This is a genomic window from Bacillus sp. SIMBA_008, assembly GCF_046535495.1.
Classification (GTDB): Bacteria; Bacillota; Bacilli; order Bacillales; family Bacillaceae; genus Bacillus; species Bacillus subtilis.
This window is the reverse complement of record NZ_JAWRWL010000001.1, coordinates 348,881-365,308: the sequence shown is the minus strand read 5'-3', so window position 1 is coordinate 365,308 and position 16,428 is coordinate 348,881. Positions and strand designations below refer to the sequence as shown.

The window sequence follows — 16,428 nt, the reverse complement described above, 5'->3', positions numbered from 1 at the left end:
CTCTCTGAATACATCATGATACATCGGTAAACAACCCGATATATTTTATCATAAAACCTTGCGGAAAGCGAACAAAAGGAGAGCTTTTTGCTCTCCTTTTATTTCTCATTTTTTGAGGAAATGTATTTTTCTTTTGCTTTATTATGCTCTTTTAGCGTTTTTGTAAATACGACCTCACCATTTGATTTGGCCAAGAAATACAGATAGTCCGTTTTATCCGGATGCAGCGCCGCTTCCCATGACGACATGCCGGCATTGGCAATCGGCCCTGGCGTCAGCCCTGTTTTTTTATACGTATTGTATGGTGAATCGATTTCCAGATCCTTATAAAGAACCCGATCTTTATGCTTGCCTGCCGCGTACAGGACGGTCGGATCTGTTTGGAGCGGCATTTTCTTTTTCAGGCGGTTATAAAAGACGCTCGCAATTTTATGGCGGTCGGCTTTTTCAGTCGCTTCTTCTTCTATCAAAGAAGCCATTGTCAGCAGCTTATGCACAGAAACTTTGTTTTTCTTCATTTCTGATTTATATGTTTCCACATAAGAATTTGTCTGCTTAATCATTGCCTTGATAATGTCTTCAAGTGATGTGTCCGGATCGTTAAAAGGGTATGTAGCCGGGAATAGGTACCCTTCAAGCGGGTGCTTAATGTTTTTATTGAAAACATCATTTGTCACAGTGTCCGGGAATTCTTTCTTCAGCTGATTGATAAATGTTTCATCGTCCAGCTTCGCTATGACTTGTTTTTTAGAGTATTTTGTTTCATCCGCAATAGCAGCCGCGATTTGGGTCAGCTGTGCTCCCTCAGTCACTGTGATTTGAAAAGCGTAACCTGTAGCCCCGCTTGTCAGCTTCTGAATAATGGCATCTAAATCCATACCTTTATTCAGATGGTAGAATCCGGCCTGAAACCCGGAAGCACCTTTATATTTCACATAGTACTGAAACGCCTTCTCGCTTTTTATGACATCATTTTTCTTTAATATCGATGCGATGGCTGAAACAGACGAACCGCTCGGAATGTTAATATTAACTGTCGTTTTACTGTCTTTTTCAACAGGTTCAAGCAATGATTTCCCATATAAAAATGCCCCGCCAATGATGAGAAACAGCACAACAATGGAAGACAGTATGATTCTTTTTTTATTAAAAAACGATTTTTTTTGCTGATTGATATACATTAGGTCTCCTCCCATCAGCTCTTATACTACATGATTCATTGTATTTCGGCAATTTATTACAAAAAGAGGCCTGCATAAAGCAGAAAAAAGCCGGAGCAGTATAGCTCCGGCTTTGGTTTGGCGCGATGTTTTACTCTTCGTCTTCGTCCGCTAAGAATGTGTTTAATGTTTCTTCGATCATATCCCATTCTTCGTCAGTTTCAATCGGGAATAGCTCACCGTTTTCACCGTCTTCGTTTGGCGTGAAGCTGGAAGCAAGAATTTCTACTTCTTCGTCATCTTTTGATTCGATTGGATAGTACAAGACATAAGACTTGCCAAACTCTTCGTTTTCAAATGTAAACAGCACTTCACAAAGCTGTTCATTTCCTTGATCGTCAACAATTGTAATATTTTTTTCGCCGTGTTCCATTTTCTTCACCTCTGGCTTTAATTTAAGCTGTCAAGATATCCTTGTAAAATCATAACAGCCGCCATTTTATCAATGACTTTTTTTCGTTTTTGCCTGCTGACGTCAGCTGCAATCAGCATTTTTTCAGCCGCCATTGTGGTAAGACGCTCGTCCCACAGCACAACAGGAACATTGTACGTTGTTTCAAGCACTTTCGCAAATGTTTGGCTGGCTTCGCCTCTCGGGCCGACTGTTCCGTTCATGTTCTTAGGAAAGCCGAGCACGATTTTATCTATAGTATAGTCCTTTATCAGTTCAGATAAACGGGATAAACCATAATCGCCTTCTGCTTCATTTATCTTTATGGTCTCAATGCCTTGAGCAGTCCAGCCCATTTCATCGCTCAGAGCTACACCGAGTGTTTTGGTTCCTAAATCGAGTCCTAATATTCTCATTCTTTATTTACGCCTCTTTATGCTGTTCTAAATAAGACTTTACCAATTCCTCGATTAATTCGTCTCTTTCAAGTTTGCGAATTAAATTGCGAGCGTCACGATGCCTAGGAATATAAGCGGGATCACCTGACAGCAAGTATCCGACAATCTGGTTGATTGGATTGTAGCCCTTTTCCTGAAGCGCGTCATACACTGTAATCAGCACCTCATTTACGTTAGTCTCAGCAGAATCATCGGAGAAATTAAATTTCATCGTTTTATCAAACGAGCTCACCGTTTTGCACCTCTTTCCCAAATTCGCAGGCAAAGTTCAGCCTGGGGTCCTAATCTTACCATCATTCTACACTACATGGGCGAATTATAAAACGGATTTCACCCAATCTTCTACAGAAGCCAAAGCTTCTTCTAATTTTTCCGGCTGTTTACCGCCTGCCTGCGCCATGTCCGGACGGCCTCCGCCGCCTCCGCCGCAAACTTCCGCAGCTTGTTTAACCAGCTTGCCGGCGTGAAGGCCTTTCTCAATGAGGTCCTTTGTGACTCCGGCAGAGATATTAACTTTATCGTTTTGTACCGCACCAAGCACGATCACCGCAGAGCCAAGCTTTGCTTTGAGTTCATCGACCATAGTGCGGAGATGATTCATGTCTTTTGCATTTACTTTTGCCGCAAGCACGTTTACACCGTCAACTTCTTTTACTTTCGACAGGATTGCTCCTGCTTCCACGTTGCCTAGTTTTGCAAGAAGAGATTCATTTTCTCTTTGTGCATCCTTCAGTTCAGCCTGCAGAGCCGCGACCCGTTTCGGCACTTCTTTGATATTTGTTTTCAGCTCGTCAGCGGTCTGCTTCAATACAGAAATCTGGCTGTTCATTTCGACGTAAGCGCCTTGTCCCGTTACAGCTTCAATCCGTCTTGTGCCTGCTCCGATTCCGGATTCAGAAACGATTTTAAACAAGCCGATTTCTGCTGTATTTCTGACATGGCAACCGCCGCACAGCTCTAAGCTGTAATCTCCAACTTGAACGACACGGACAATATCGCCATATTTCTCGCCGAACAGTGCCATCGCACCCATTTCTTTTGCTTCAGCGATCGGTTTCAAATCAATGCTGACCGGGATGCTCGCCCAGATCTTTTCGTTTACGATTCTTTCAATTTGTTCGAGCTCTTCTTTTGTCACTTGGCCAAAGTGCGAGAAGTCAAAACGAAGACGGTTTTCCGTTACAAGAGAGCCCGCCTGATTGACATGAGTTCCAAGAACATCTTTTAGAGCCTGATGCAATAAATGCGTTGCCGTGTGGTTTTTAATGACGCCGCTTCTCATATGGTCTTCAACTTCAGCCGTAACATGCAGGCCTTTTTGAACAGTACCGCTCTCTACAACACCTTCATGCACATGCTGGCCGTTCGGCGCTTTTTGAACATCTTTAATTCTTACAACTGCCTGCTCGCTTCGGAGATAGCCTTTATCGCCAATTTGGCCGCCGCTTTCTGCATAGAACGGTGTTTCATCAAGAATGATTTGAACGCTTTCTCCTTCATGAGCCTCTTCGATTAATTGGCCGTCCTGAAGAAGCACAATGATATTGGCATCAGCTTGGGTTTGAGAGTAGCCGACAAATGTGCTTTCATCTGTCACGTCGCGCAGTGCGCCGCCCTGCACCTGCATGCTGCCGACATCCTGGCGGGCGTTTCTTGCCCGTTCACGCTGCTGGTTCATTTCCTCCTCAAAGCCCTCATGGTCAACCGTCATGTTCTCGTCTTCTGCGTATTCTTCAGTCAATTCAACCGGGAATCCATACGTATCATACAGTTTAAACACATCAGCACCTGAGATAACGCTGCTGCCCTTGTCTTTTTCTTTTTTGATCATTTCTGACAGGATCGCAAGCCCTTCATTAAGGGTCTCATGGAAGCGTTCTTCCTCGGTTTTAATGACTTTTGCGATGAAATCCGCTTTCTCTTTCACTTCAGGATAGAAATCAGCCATGATTTCTGCGACAACCGGCACTAAATCAAACATGAACGGACGATGGATGTTGATCGTTTTGGCATAACGCACGGCACGGCGTAATAAGCGTCTTAATACATAGCCGCGGCCTTCATTTGACGGCAGCGCACCGTCACTGACAGCAAAGGCAACCGTTCTGATATGGTCAGCAATCACTTTAAACGCAGTGTCTTTCACATTGTCTTTGCCATATGTTTCACCAGAAATCGATTCTGTTGCTTTAATGATCGGAACAAACAAATCGGTGTCAAAGTTTGTCGGAACATTCTGGATGACAGATACCATTCTTTCAAGACCCATGCCTGTATCAATGTTTTTCTTTGGAAGCGGTGTGTACGTTCCGTCAGGGTTATGGTTGAACTCTGAGAACACAAGGTTCCATACTTCCAGGTAACGGTCGTTTTCCCCGCCTGGGTAAAGCTCCGGATCTTCTGGATCATTACCGTATGCTTCACCGCGGTCGTAAAAGATTTCCGTATTCGGTCCGCTCGGCCCTTCACCGATATCCCAGAAGTTCCCTTCCAGACGGATAATTCTTTCTTCAGGAATACCGATTTTTTTCGCCCAAAACTCATATGCCTCTTCATCTTCAGGATGAACCGTAACAGAGAGAAGCTCTTTGTCGAAGCCAATCCACTTGTCGCTCGTTAAAAACTCCCAAGCCCATGTAATGGCTTCTTCTTTGAAATAATCGCCGATGGAAAAGTTTCCGAGCATTTCAAAGAAAGTGTGATGGCGCGCAGTTTTACCTACATTTTCTATATCGTTTGTTCTGATCGCTTTTTGAGCGTTTACGATTCTTGGATTTTCCGGCACGACACGGCCGTCAAAATATTTTTTCAGTGTCGCAACACCGCTGTTGATCCAAAGCAGTGAAGGATCCTCATGAGGCACTAATGACGCGCTTGGCTCTACCGCATGTCCTTTTTCTTTAAAGAAATCCAAAAACATTTGACGCACTTCCGCAGAAGTTAAGTGTTTCATTGTATTTCCTCCTCTATAAAAATCGAAATTCTCTTCAGTGACAGCAAAAAAGCCCTCCCCCTATGCAAACCAACGTTTACACAGGGACGAGAGCTGTCTCGCGGTACCACCCTGATTACGGGCATTCATGCGCCCGTCACCTTTAACCCTGTAACGCAGGATAAGCGGCAGTGATTAACTGCACTCAGGATTAGCTTCCTCCGATCTTCTGATAAAGCTCCTTTCAGCTTATGGAGCTTCTCTCTTTAACAGGGCTTCGGCGTACTCAGATCCGTCACTCGAGATTCGTATGTATTCTACGAGAAATTATAGACAAGCGGCACGCCGATGTCAATGCTCCGTCCTCATCCGCAAAAAATGGATCATCATTACTTTTAAAACAGCCGTCGCAGGAACAGCCAGAATCATCCCGACGATTCCCGCAAGCTCCCCTCCGGCAAGGAGTGCAAGCATGATAACGACCGGATGCATTTTAAGGCTTCTGCCGACAATGAACGGACTGAGGATATTTCCTTCCATAAACTGCAGAATAAACACCGTAATCACCACAACAAGAACCGCCTTGACTGAGATCGTCATCGCAATTAACAACGCAGGAACAGCTCCGATGAAAGGGCCAAAATACGGGATGACATTCGTTACTCCAGAGATAAGGCCAAGTATCAGCGGATATGGAAGCCCAAATACCCAGAACGAAATGCCTGCAATCACGCCAAGAATCAAGCAGACCAAAAGCTGGCCGCGGATATAATCGCCAAGCGAATCATCCACATCCCGCAAAAAGGCGCTGCCCCGCTTTCTCCACGACTTCGGAGTCAAGTACCATACTGTCTTTTTCATTAACTCAATGTCCTTCACCATATAAAACACGAGAAAAGGGATTGTTGCAGCAATTAAGAAGTAATCAAGCACATTGCGGATCCCGCTGATCGCACCCTCGATCGTTCCCGCAAAAAACGCCTCCGTCTGGCGGATCATTTTATCTATACGGTGATGCATACCATCAGGCCAGTCATCCGTATGGTTATGAACATGAAGAAGAAGCCCGTTATACGTTTCGGCAAACATGGGTATATTTTCTGACAAATCCGTCAGCTGCACGATTAAAACAGGCACCCCTTTATACAACGCCCAGCCAATCCCGCCAAAAAAAAGAACATAAATGACCAAGATGCTCAAAGTCCTAGGCAATCCTTTGCCATGCAGCCATTCAGTGACCGGAAGCAATAAATAAGATATAAAAATAGAAATGATCAAGGGAATAAAGATCGTTTTTATGACGAGCCAAAAGGGTGACCATAACATATCAAGCATAAAAAAGACATAGACTGTTAACAGAACCAGCAAACAAATAGCCACCCACAACAAAAGCTGCACCGGTTTTTGGAGCATCTGCTTTCACCTCACCTATATCTTTTGAGGTTTACACGGAATTATTCTTTATGTTTCTTTAGTCAGTCAGAAGTCATGGACATTTTTTCACATTTAATTTTCAGAAAAGTTTGATCATTTACTTTTTGGTCAAATTTCTGATAGGAGGATTGCGATGATCACATTTCAAAATGTAAACAAGCATTACGGAGATTTTCACGTGTTAAAACAAATTAATCTTCAAATCGAAAAAGGCGAAGTCGTTGTTATCATCGGCCCATCCGGTTCCGGTAAAAGCACATTGCTCAGATGCATCAACAGACTTGAGACGATCAATGAGGGAGTGCTCACAGTAAACGGCACCGCCATTAACGACAGAAAAACTGATATCAATCAAGTGCGGCAAAATATCGGGATGGTGTTTCAGCACTTTCATTTATATCCGCATAAAACAGTGCTGCAGAACATCATGCTGGCTCCGGTAAAAGTGCTTAGACAATCACCTGAACAAGCAAAGGAAACGGCGCGGTACTATCTTGAAAAAGTCGGCATCCCAGACAAGGCTGACGCCTATCCTTCCCAGCTTTCCGGCGGGCAGCAGCAGCGTGTTGCCATCGCAAGAGGACTGGCGATGAAGCCGGAGGTCATGCTGTTTGACGAGCCGACATCAGCACTTGATCCTGAAATGATCGGTGAGGTGCTAGATGTCATGAAAACACTCGCCAAAGAAGGCATGACAATGGTTGTCGTGACACACGAAATGGGGTTTGCCAAAGAAGTTGCCGACCGGATTGTCTTCATTGACGAAGGAAAAATTTTAGAAGAAGCAGTGCCGGCTGAATTTTACGCGAACCCGAAGGAAGAACGGGCCCGCTTATTCTTAAGCCGTATTTTAAATCATTAAAACAGAAATGGGGGAGCTTGTATGAAAAAGATTTTTTCTTTAGCATTGATTTCTTTATTCGCTGTCATCTTGCTTGCCGCTTGCGGCAGCAAGGGATCAAACGGAGAAGCCTCAAAGGAGAGCAAAAAAGATACGCTAGCAGCCATTAAAGACAATGACAAAATTGTCTTCGGTGTAAAAACGGACACTCGACTGTTCGGTCTTAAAAATCCAAGCTCAGGTGAGATTGAGGGTTTTGATATTGATATTGCTAAACAAATCGCTAAAGACATTTTAGGTGATGAGAAAAAAGCTCAATTTAAAGAGGTCACCTCAAAAACAAGGATTCCTATGCTGCAAAACGGGGATATCGACGCCATTGTCGCCACAATGACGATCACTGAAGAACGAAAAAAGGAAGTTGACTTTTCTGATGTCTATTTCGAGGCCGGGCAATCGCTTCTCGTGAAAAAAGGCAGCAAAATCAAGAGTGTCGAGAATCTTGGCAAAGGCTCAAAAGTTCTTGCAGTAAAAGGCTCCACCTCCTCTCAAAACATTCGTGAAAAGGCGCCTGAAGCATCTGTTTTAGAATTTGAAAACTACGCAGAAGCCTTTACAGCCCTTAAATCGGGGCAAGGCGATGCCCTCACCACAGATAATGCGATTTTATATGGAATGGCTGATGAAAATAAAAATTATCAATTAACAGGAAAGCCTTTTACAGATGAGCCTTACGGGATCGCCGTGAAAAAAGGGCAATCTGCTCTCGCGAAAGAAATCAACGCTTCACTTAAAAAGATGAAGTCGGATGGCAGATACGATGAAATTTATAAAAAATGGATCAAAGAAGACCCAGCTGAATAACAACCATCCCGGGATGAGCAGGCGATGCTCATCCCAATTTGATAAGGAGTGAATAGGCAGATGAATGTGTCAATTCTTTTCGATAACTTCGGCATGTATATGGACGGTTTTTACCATACCTTGCTCGCAAGTGTTATCGCGCTGGCCGGCAGTTTTGTCCTCGGCGTCGCTGTAGCGGTTATGAGAATAACAGTCTTTAAGCCGCTGCAATGGCTAGGGACCGTATATGTAGAATTCATCCGCAACATCCCTCTTCTTTTAATTACCTTTGTTTTCTATTTCGGACTTCCAAACGCAGGCCTGAGGCTTGACGGTTTTCAAGCGGGAACGGTTGCTCTCACCATTTATACCTCTGCGTTTATCGCTGAAGCCATCAGAGCAGGCATCCAGTCTGTTTCAAAAGGGCAGATGGAAGCGGCACGCTCGTCAGGCTTTACCTACAGCCAAGCCATGCTCCATATCATTTTGCCGCAGGCAATCAAAATCGTCATTCCGCCTTTAGGCAATCAATTTTTAAACTTAGTCAAAAACTCTTCGATTCTTGGGGTTGTGGCCGGATTGGATCTTATGTACCAAGCCGATTTAGTTTCGTCGAGCACACTCGTTGTATTTGATGTTTATATTTTTGTGGCGCTTTTTTACTTAGTGCTGACGATTCCGCTTAGCATCGGTGTTAACTATCTGGAAAAACGGCTGGAAAAAAGCTATTGATAAGGAGTGAGTTACATTGGATTTCATCGATGCTTATTCACAGGAGCATTTAGCGTTTTTATGGGATGGCTTTCTCGTCACCTTGTACGTTGCTTTCATCTCCATCATTCTGAGCTTTTTCTTCGGTTTAATCGCAGGCACCCTGCGTTATGCGAAAGTTCCCGTTCTTTCTCAATTGATTGCGGTTCTCGTTGAAACGATCAGAAACCTCCCCTTGCTGTTAATTATTTTCTTTACGTTTTTTGCCCTTCCGGAAATTGGTATTAAGCTTGAAATTACAGCTGCTGCAATTACAGCACTAACGATTTTTGAATCCGCTATGCTATCTGAAATTATCCGAAGCGGACTGAAATCAATTGACAAAGGACAAATTGAAGCGGCGCGCTCCTCCGGGCTGAGCTATACACAGACCCTGTTCTTTATCGTTATGCCGCAAGCGCTTCGCCGCATGGTTCCGCCCATCGTAAGCCAGTTTATTTCTTTATTAAAAGATACATCGCTCGCTGTTGTGATCGCCCTGCCTGAACTGATTCACAACGCGCAAATTATTAACGGCCAAAGCGCAGACGGCAGTTATTTTTTCCCGATCTTTTTACTTGCGGCCCTTATGTATTTCGCAGTCAACTACAGCCTTTCACTCGCAGCAAGACGCCTCGAGGTCCGGCAAACATAGAAAAGGATACTCTTTGGAGAGTATCCTTTTTGCATTAAAACATTTTCGTAATTCTTCTTCTCATCCGCTTCATGCTTCGATTATTCAGCATGTCAGATTGAGTCGCCATTCGGTACACGAGAGCTCCGGCTCCCATTGCCAAAAGAGAAGTCATCGTCCGATTCATCCTGCGCATCTCCTTTCATGATTAAAAATTGATGCTGCGTTCATCCTCAGAAAACAAATCATCCAAGCTGCTTAACGTTCCGTCTTCTTCCACCTGATGAGTTGCAATCTTCCCTTTCGCCACTGTCAGTTCAATAAAACAGCCCCAGCAATAATATTGGTTCACGCCGATTTTGCCGATATCCTTACTTTTGCAATTCGGGCATATAAGCATACCTCACACCTCTATCCGTTCAGAACGATCTCGTCTTTCCGCACCTCGACAAGCGAATCCGCTCTTTGGATCTGGCGCTTGCTTCCCGCCAGGTCAGAAAAGAAACCGTCCGAGAGTTCATATGCTACGATTATGCCCCTGTCCAAACAAAAGTATACATCTTCCAGCATCCCCAATATATCGCCCTCTTGCGATTTCACAAGCTTCATCTTCATCTGCTCGTATGTGAAGCATGATTTCGGAAGAGGCAAAAGCTGTTCTGAACTGACCGAAGCCAATATGCGGTCATCAAGAATGGAAGAGATATCACACGCCCGTAATAGCGCATGATGATGATGCAAAAAGCGTTTTTGTGCAAGAATAAACCCAAGACAATCTCCTTTCAGAGAAAAACAAATATCGGAAATTGTCCCGAGATAACTAGAAGTTCGTTCTGAGTATACTGGGAATCCTTCTACTTCATGGCATGTTCTCAAAGTGTGATCAACCACCTTTTGTTGAACAGGCTTAGGTTTTGCTTTGCGCCTTAGACTCATACGATGAAATCAATTCCACTGCAAATGAAAAAACTCCCGCTTGCACGGGAGCATTTTATTGCTGTTCTTCTTTCATAAAATCGAATGGTGTAATGCCTTCCATGCCAATGTTGGCGTCGTGTACGCTGAACGGGAGCTCTTTTTGCAAAGCTTCAAGCTCGGCATCCATTTCCTCAACCTGTACGGACAGCCTGTTTTTCAAGGAGGTCTGTCTGACAGTTGCATCATTATTTTTTACGCCCCACTCCAGCGCCTCCTCCTCACCGCATAAAATGAGAAATTTCTTTGCTCTTGTAATCGCGGTATAAAGAAGGTTTCTTCTGAGCATTCTATAATAGCCTTTCACAACAGGCAAAACCACAATCGGAAATTCACTTCCCTGCGATTTATGAATAGAACAGCAATACGCATGGGTAAATTGATTAAAATCTTTTTTCGTAAACGTCATTTCATTGCCATCAAAAGAAACAACGGCCATGTCTTCTTTTTCTGTATTTTCCTTTGCATAAAATATCGACGTGATTTCGCCAATATCTCCGTTGAATACATTGTTTTCCGGCTGATTGACAAGCTGCAAAATTTTATCTCCGGTTCTGTAGACAACATCCCCGAACTTCAATTCTCTCCGTTTTTCTTTAGGAGGATTTAAAATGTCCTGCAGCATCACATTCAATTCATTAATGCCGGCTTTTCCTCTGTACATCGGAGCGAGGACCTGAATGTCCTTTGCTGTATAGCCTTTTTTCAATGCATTGGCGACAACCTTCTCAACTACTTCTTTGATTTGCGACCCGCCGCAGCGAATAAAGGAACGGTCCTTTGTCGGGGCAGTCAAATTGTTCGGCAGCAATCCATTTTTCATCTGGTGGGCAAGCTCGACGATTGATGACCCCTCCGCCTGGCGATAGATGTCTGTCAGTCTCACAGTCGGAATCACCTGGGATGCCAGCAAGTCTCTGAGCACTTGTCCCGGACCGACAGAAGGCAGCTGGTCTTCGTCTCCGACAATGATGATTTGTATATGATCAGGGATCGCCTTGAACAAATGATTCGCCAGCCAAATATCAAGCATACTGGCTTCATCGATAATTAACAGCTTCCCTTCGATCGGCTGATCCTCTGTATGAGTAAAGCCTTCAGCACCGTTCCAGCCAAGCAGCCTGTGTATCGTGACTGCAGGGAGTCCCGTTGATTCACTCATCCGTTTTGCTGCTCTCCCTGTCGGAGCGGCCAAAACAATCGGAAAAGCTTCATCCTTTTTATAAGCTGACGGATCTAGTGACACACCGTGAAGCTCTCCGTAGAGCTCGACAATCCCTCTGATTACCGTCGTTTTCCCTGTTCCAGGACCGCCTGTTAAAAGAAGCATCGGCGAGGAAAGGGCTTTTTGAATCGCTTCCTTCTGGCTGGGGGCATACTGAACGTTCATCCGTTCTTCCAGTTCTCCCAACGCGAGCAAAAACTCTGATTCGGGAAACTGGTTCTCATATTCGGTTTGGCTAGCGATATGTTTCACACGCTTTGCAACGTTTTGTTCTGCGTAAAACAGCGAAGGAAAATAACAGCGGCCATCTTCTATGACAATGTCTTTATTTTCTCCAAGGGCAATAATCGCGTTAGCGGCATCCATTTCTGTGATGCGCTGCCCTTCCCTTGCTGACTGGTTTAACAGTGATTGAGTGTCGATGATCAGCTGTTCCGTTTCTATGTACGTGTGCCCCTCTGACAGACAAGTCGTTTCAAGCGTGTACAAAATAGCAGCTTTTACCCGCTCAGGATGGTTACCCGAAAGACCCATTCTGCTGCCCAGCTCATCCGCTTTCCCAAACCCGATGCCTTCTACATCCTTCACAAGCTGATAAGGATTTTCCTGAATCTTTTCAAGCGTCTCGGATTCATAGGCTTGATAGATTTTCATAGACAGCTGCGGGCCAAAGCCAAACTGATTCAAGGAAATCATGATTTGCTCCAGTCCCTGATGCCGCTGCAATGCGCCAGCCAGCGTGTCGGCTTTCTTTTTTGAGAGTCTGGGAACATCATAAAGCACTGAAGCATCAGCCAATATTTTATTAATGGCGCTGTCGCCCAGCTTTTTCACAATTTCTTCAGCTGTTTTTTTGCCGATCCCCTCGAATAAATCACTCGATAAATATTGAATGATGCCTTCCTTAGTCGTTGGAATCTCCTTTTTGAAATGCTCCGCCTGAAATTGGAGCCCGAACTTTGGATGGGTTACGATCTTTCCGTAAAACGTGTAGGTCTCTTCTTCTTGAAGCGCAGGGAAGTAGCCCGTCACGGATACGGCTTTATCTTCAATGGCTTCGGAGGTCTCTGTGACTTTCACTTTCAGAACCGTATATAAATTGGTGTCATTATGATAGATGACTGTGTTGACTGTCCCTTTTAAATAGGGCTCTTCCTCCAGTTTAAGCTGATCCGGATGCTGCTGCACGAGCTGTCCCTCCTCCTGTGCCTGTTATGATGGATCAATCAGTTTTTTAGCATGAAGCGCAAGCATATGATCTGGCTGGATATCAATTGCCTTGTCCAGCATTTCAAGCGCTTTTTCTCGGTTTTCTTTATAAGCATAAGCGACACCAGCATTATAAAATGCATCTGCATGCCCCGGGTCTTGCTCTGTCACAGCTGCGAATTGGCTGAGCGCTTCGTCCAGCATGCCCTCGTTGGCTAAGCACATCCCGAATTGAAAACGCGCTTCCGTATCGTTTTCATTCAGTTCGACCGCTCTTTGTAAATATGGCAGTGCAAGCTTAGGCTGTTCGAGCTTGACAAGTACCGTTCCGAGCATGTAAAACAGGTCGCCGTTTTCCATCCCCGCACGAAGCGCTTTTTCAAACATGTCTTTCGCTTCTTTGTACATTTCTTTTACAACATAGACATTTCCTGCTCCATAATAAGCAGTGGCTGCGCTACTGTCTAATTCAAGCGCTTTATCATAAAACGCAAGCGCACGTTCCAGCTCGTTTACGGATGAAAGCAGGTTGGCAAAATTGATATACGGAATCGCGTCTTCTTTATTTTCTTCAATCGCTTTTGTAAATGCCTCTGCCGCTTTCTCGTAATCGCCTTCCTGCATCGCCTCTATACCGAGTTGATTATAATCCACCGATCATCTTCCTTTCATTAAAAAACCCCAACTCAGTGTTGAGGTTTTTCATCTTTTATACGTACCACAATTTTGTTCCGTCTTTGTACACATCATCAATTGTCCCGCCGCCAAGGCATTCTTCGCCGTCATAGAAGACAACGGCTTGTCCCGGCGTTACAGCGCGGACTTGTTCATCAAAGATGACTTCCGCTTCACCTTCGCCAGTCATGCGCACTGTTACTTTATGATCCTCTTGGCGGTAACGGAATTTAGCCGTGCAGGAAATCTCTTCGCCCTTCATGATATCCGAACGTACCCAGCTGATATTTGTTGCTGTGATTTTGTCGGAATATAAAAGAGGGTTATGGAACCCTTGATCTACGTAGAGGATGTTCTTTTCAAGATCTTTCCCTACCGCAAACCACGGCTCGCCGCTTCCGCCGATGCCAAGGCCGTGACGCTGTCCGATCGTATAGTACATCAACCCGTCGTGGCGGCCTTTTACTTCGCCGTCCATCGTCATCATATCGCCCGGCTGTGCAGGGAGATATTGGCTGAGAAACGTTTTGAAGTTGCGTTCGCCGATAAAGCAGATGCCTGTACTGTCTTTTTTCGTCGCCGTTGCAAGTTCTGCTTCTTTGGCGATTTCACGCACACGGCTTTTTTGAAGTTCGCCGATCGGGAACATGACTTTGCTCAGCGTATCTTCTGTCAGCTGATTCAAGAAGTACGTTTGATCCTTGTTTTCATCAATGCCGCGCAGCATTCTGACTTTTTCGCCGCTTCTGTCTACTCTTGCATAGTGGCCAGTCGCTAAATAGTCGGCGCCAAGTGACAATGCATGCTCCAAAAAGGCCTTGAATTTAATTTCTTTGTTGCACAATACATCCGGGTTTGGTGTTCTGCCTGCTTTATATTCATCAAGGAAGTATTGAAATACCTTCTCATAATATTGCTTTTCAAAGTTTACGGCATAATACGGAATTCCGATTTGGTTGCAGACGCGGATCACATCTTCATAATCCTCTGTCGCCGTGCAAAAACCGTTTTCGTCCGTATCATCCCAGTTTTTCATAAAGATTCCGATTACATCATAGCCCTGTTCTTTTAACAGCAGGGCCGCCACAGATGAGTCTACTCCGCCGGACATGCCGACGACGACTCTTGTATCCTCCGGCCGTTTTTCCATTTCATTCACTCCAATTACTACGCCGCCTTATTATGTCAGCCGTTTGACAACGTCGGCCACATGTTTGGCAGCAGTTTTCACTTGCTCAGCCGTATTGCCGAGGCCGAAGCTGATTCGAATAGAGGACGTCAGCCGGTCACTCTCTTCGCCGAACATAGCAGTCAGAACATGTGACGGCAGGACTGAACCGGCCGTACACGCTGAACCGCTGGAGACAGCGACACCCGCCATATCAAGATTGACCAGCAGCGCTTCCACTGACACACCGGGGAAATAAAGATTCAGAACATGCGGCAGACTATGCTCTTTGTCCCCGTTGATCTCGAATGCCACACCTGCATCTCTAAGCGTGTCGGCAAAGATTGCTTTAAACGATTGATACTTCTCGTTTTTTTCGTCCCGTTCTTCACTTGACAGCTTGATCGCTTCTTTCAGCCCGACAATGCCTGGAACATTTTCGGTTCCGGCACGGCGTTTTCTTTCTTGCTCTCCTCCGAATAAAAGCGGTGAAAGCTTCACATCTTTACTAGCATATAAAAAGCCTGTCCCTTTTGGCCCGTTGAGCTTGTGCCCGGAAACAGACAGAAGGTCAATATGGCTGTTTTTCACATCAATTGGCAGCAACCCGAATGCCTGAACAGCATCGGTATGAAAATAAGCTTTGTGTTCCTTTAACAGCTCACCGATTTCTTCGATCGGCTGCACTGTTCCAACTTCATTATTTCCATACATCACTGTCACAAGGATTGTATCATCACGCAGTGCTTCTTTCACCTGTTTTGCACTGACTCTTCCATTTTGGTCAACGTCCAGATACGTTATGTCAAATCCGTCTTCCTCAAGTTTTTCACATGTGTGAAGCACGGCGTGATGCTCAATTTTTGTTGTGATGACATGTCTGCCAAGATCTTTTCTTGCAAGTGCGGTTCCCATGATCGCCAAGTTATCAGCTTCCGTTCCCCCGCTTGTAAAAATGATCTCCTGCTCTGCCGCTCCGATTTCTGCTGCGATCTGCGCTCTTGCTTCATCCACCCATTTTCGAGATTCTCTGCCAAATGAATGAATACTGGAGGGATTACCGAAACTGCCGGAGAAGTGCGGTATCATTTTTTCCAGCACGCGCTCATCCATCGGAGACGTTGCGGCATGATCTAAATAAATCCGTTCCATTATGTTTACACCTCTGATCTAAATATAGAACATATAAGCTTCTTGCTCTCCGTCTGTATAGCTGGCAAGATCCTCTAATGTTGTACTGTCTAAAACCTCTTTTACAGCATCCCGGATGCGAATCCAGAGCTCACGCTTGGCAGGCTCCTCATCTTCCAGCACTTCAACAGGGCTGATCGGCCCCTCAAGCACACGGATAATATCTCCCGCGGTAATGGCATCCGGCTCACTTCCTAATACATATCCGCCATATGCGCCTCTGATGCTTTTCACTAAACCGGCATTTCTGAGCGGCGATACCAGCTGCTCCAAATAATGCTCAGACAAATTATTCGTCTGTGCGATGCTTTTTAATGAAGTCGGGCCTTCACCGTGCTTTTTTGCAAGCTCGATCATAATGGTGAGCCCGTATCTTCCCTTAGTTGATATTTTCAACATGAACACCTCTGTTATTTCATGATTTTCCACATTTATAATGGTAATTTCTATATGTTTCGTCCGTTTATTATCTTATAGACCAA

At 44.9% G+C, this 16,428-nt stretch carries 18 protein-coding genes; 4 read left to right on the top strand and 14 right to left on the bottom strand.

All coding sequences use genetic code 11. The annotated features are described in order from the left end of the window. Positions 1–98: 98 nt before the first annotated feature. The 6 genes from mltG to SB658_RS01810 all read right to left on the bottom strand — a co-directional run bounded on the left by mltG (position 99) and on the right by SB658_RS01810 (position 6,414). Positions 99–1,181, bottom strand: coding sequence for an endolytic transglycosylase MltG (mltG, locus tag SB658_RS01835; protein ID WP_015714430.1), 1,083 nt, complete (start codon positions 1,179–1,181; stop codon positions 99–101). Between the two features lie 130 nt (positions 1,182–1,311). Next, positions 1,312–1,593 carry a DUF1292 domain-containing protein gene (locus SB658_RS01830; protein ID WP_003246199.1) on the bottom strand — a complete coding sequence of 94 codons (282 nt, stop codon included), beginning with the start codon at positions 1,591–1,593 and terminating at the stop codon, positions 1,312–1,314. A 17-nt stretch (positions 1,594–1,610) separates the two neighbouring features. After that, positions 1,611–2,027, bottom strand: coding sequence for a Holliday junction resolvase RuvX (gene ruvX / locus SB658_RS01825; RefSeq protein WP_003229795.1), 417 nt, complete (start codon positions 2,025–2,027; stop codon positions 1,611–1,613). Between the two features lie 7 nt (positions 2,028–2,034). Next, on the bottom strand, positions 2,035–2,301 hold the full coding sequence (locus SB658_RS01820) for an IreB family regulatory phosphoprotein (protein ID WP_003225903.1): 267 nt from the start codon (positions 2,299–2,301) through the stop codon (positions 2,035–2,037). Positions 2,302–2,385: 84 nt separating this feature from the next. Further along, positions 2,386–5,022 (bottom strand): alanine--tRNA ligase, encoded by a 2,637-nt coding sequence (gene alaS, locus SB658_RS01815; protein WP_015714431.1) that lies wholly within the window; start codon positions 5,020–5,022, stop codon positions 2,386–2,388. Positions 5,023–5,352: 330 nt separating this feature from the next. Then, positions 5,353–6,414 carry an AI-2E family transporter gene (locus SB658_RS01810; protein WP_009967889.1) on the bottom strand — a complete coding sequence of 354 codons (1,062 nt, stop codon included), beginning with the start codon at positions 6,412–6,414 and terminating at the stop codon, positions 5,353–5,355. Between the two features lie 154 nt (positions 6,415–6,568). Here SB658_RS01810 and SB658_RS01805 point away from each other — a divergent pair, with 154 nt between their 5' ends. From SB658_RS01805 to SB658_RS01790, 4 genes are read left to right on the top strand one after another with little or no spacing between them, the layout of a single operon-like run. Further along, on the top strand, positions 6,569–7,297 hold the full coding sequence (locus SB658_RS01805) for an amino acid ABC transporter ATP-binding protein (RefSeq protein ID WP_017696070.1): 729 nt from the start codon (positions 6,569–6,571) through the stop codon (positions 7,295–7,297). Positions 7,298–7,318: 21 nt separating this feature from the next. Further along, positions 7,319–8,140, top strand: a complete 822-nt coding sequence (gene glnH, locus SB658_RS01800; RefSeq protein ID WP_003245954.1) for a glutamine ABC transporter substrate-binding protein GlnH — start codon at positions 7,319–7,321, stop codon at positions 8,138–8,140. 60 nt (positions 8,141–8,200) lie between these two features. Next, complete coding sequence (locus tag SB658_RS01795; RefSeq protein ID WP_015714433.1) at positions 8,201–8,851, top strand: amino acid ABC transporter permease; 651 nt, start codon at positions 8,201–8,203, stop codon at positions 8,849–8,851. Between the two features lie 16 nt (positions 8,852–8,867). After that, complete coding sequence (locus SB658_RS01790; RefSeq protein WP_015714434.1) at positions 8,868–9,524, top strand: amino acid ABC transporter permease; 657 nt, start codon at positions 8,868–8,870, stop codon at positions 9,522–9,524. A gap of 34 nt (positions 9,525–9,558) precedes the next feature. Here SB658_RS01790 and SB658_RS01785 read toward each other — a convergent pair whose 3' ends face one another. The 8 genes from SB658_RS01785 to cymR all read right to left on the bottom strand — a co-directional run bounded on the left by SB658_RS01785 (position 9,559) and on the right by cymR (position 16,342). Next, positions 9,559–9,690: a YrzQ family protein gene (locus SB658_RS01785; protein WP_003229780.1), complete on the bottom strand. Its 132-nt coding sequence runs from the start codon at positions 9,688–9,690 to the stop codon at positions 9,559–9,561. A gap of 21 nt (positions 9,691–9,711) precedes the next feature. Beyond that, the gene (locus tag SB658_RS01780; protein WP_003225893.1) at positions 9,712–9,903 is read right to left on the bottom strand and encodes a hypothetical protein; all 192 of its coding nucleotides are present in this window, start codon (positions 9,901–9,903) and stop codon (positions 9,712–9,714) included. Between the two features lie 11 nt (positions 9,904–9,914). Beyond that, entirely contained in the window at positions 9,915–10,439 is a 525-nt protein-coding gene (locus tag SB658_RS01775; protein ID WP_072173323.1) for a PRC-barrel domain-containing protein, read from the bottom strand. Between the two features lie 55 nt (positions 10,440–10,494). Beyond that, positions 10,495–12,891, bottom strand: a complete 2,397-nt coding sequence (gene recD2, locus SB658_RS01770; RefSeq protein ID WP_014477509.1) for an SF1B family DNA helicase RecD2 — start codon at positions 12,889–12,891, stop codon at positions 10,495–10,497. A gap of 24 nt (positions 12,892–12,915) precedes the next feature. Then, positions 12,916–13,536: a tetratricopeptide repeat protein gene (locus SB658_RS01765; RefSeq protein ID WP_206697897.1), complete on the bottom strand. Its 621-nt coding sequence runs from the start codon at positions 13,534–13,536 to the stop codon at positions 12,916–12,918. An 85-nt stretch (positions 13,537–13,621) separates the two neighbouring features. Further along, complete coding sequence (gene mnmA / locus SB658_RS01760) at positions 13,622–14,737, bottom strand: tRNA 2-thiouridine(34) synthase MnmA (RefSeq protein ID WP_014480424.1); 1,116 nt, start codon at positions 14,735–14,737, stop codon at positions 13,622–13,624. Positions 14,738–14,767: 30 nt separating this feature from the next. Continuing rightward, complete coding sequence (locus SB658_RS01755) at positions 14,768–15,907, bottom strand: cysteine desulfurase family protein (protein WP_015714436.1); 1,140 nt, start codon at positions 15,905–15,907, stop codon at positions 14,768–14,770. A gap of 18 nt (positions 15,908–15,925) precedes the next feature. Then, positions 15,926–16,342, bottom strand: a complete 417-nt coding sequence (gene cymR, locus SB658_RS01750; RefSeq protein WP_003225879.1) for a cysteine metabolism transcriptional regulator CymR — start codon at positions 16,340–16,342, stop codon at positions 15,926–15,928. Between the last annotated feature and the right edge of the window lie 86 nt (positions 16,343–16,428).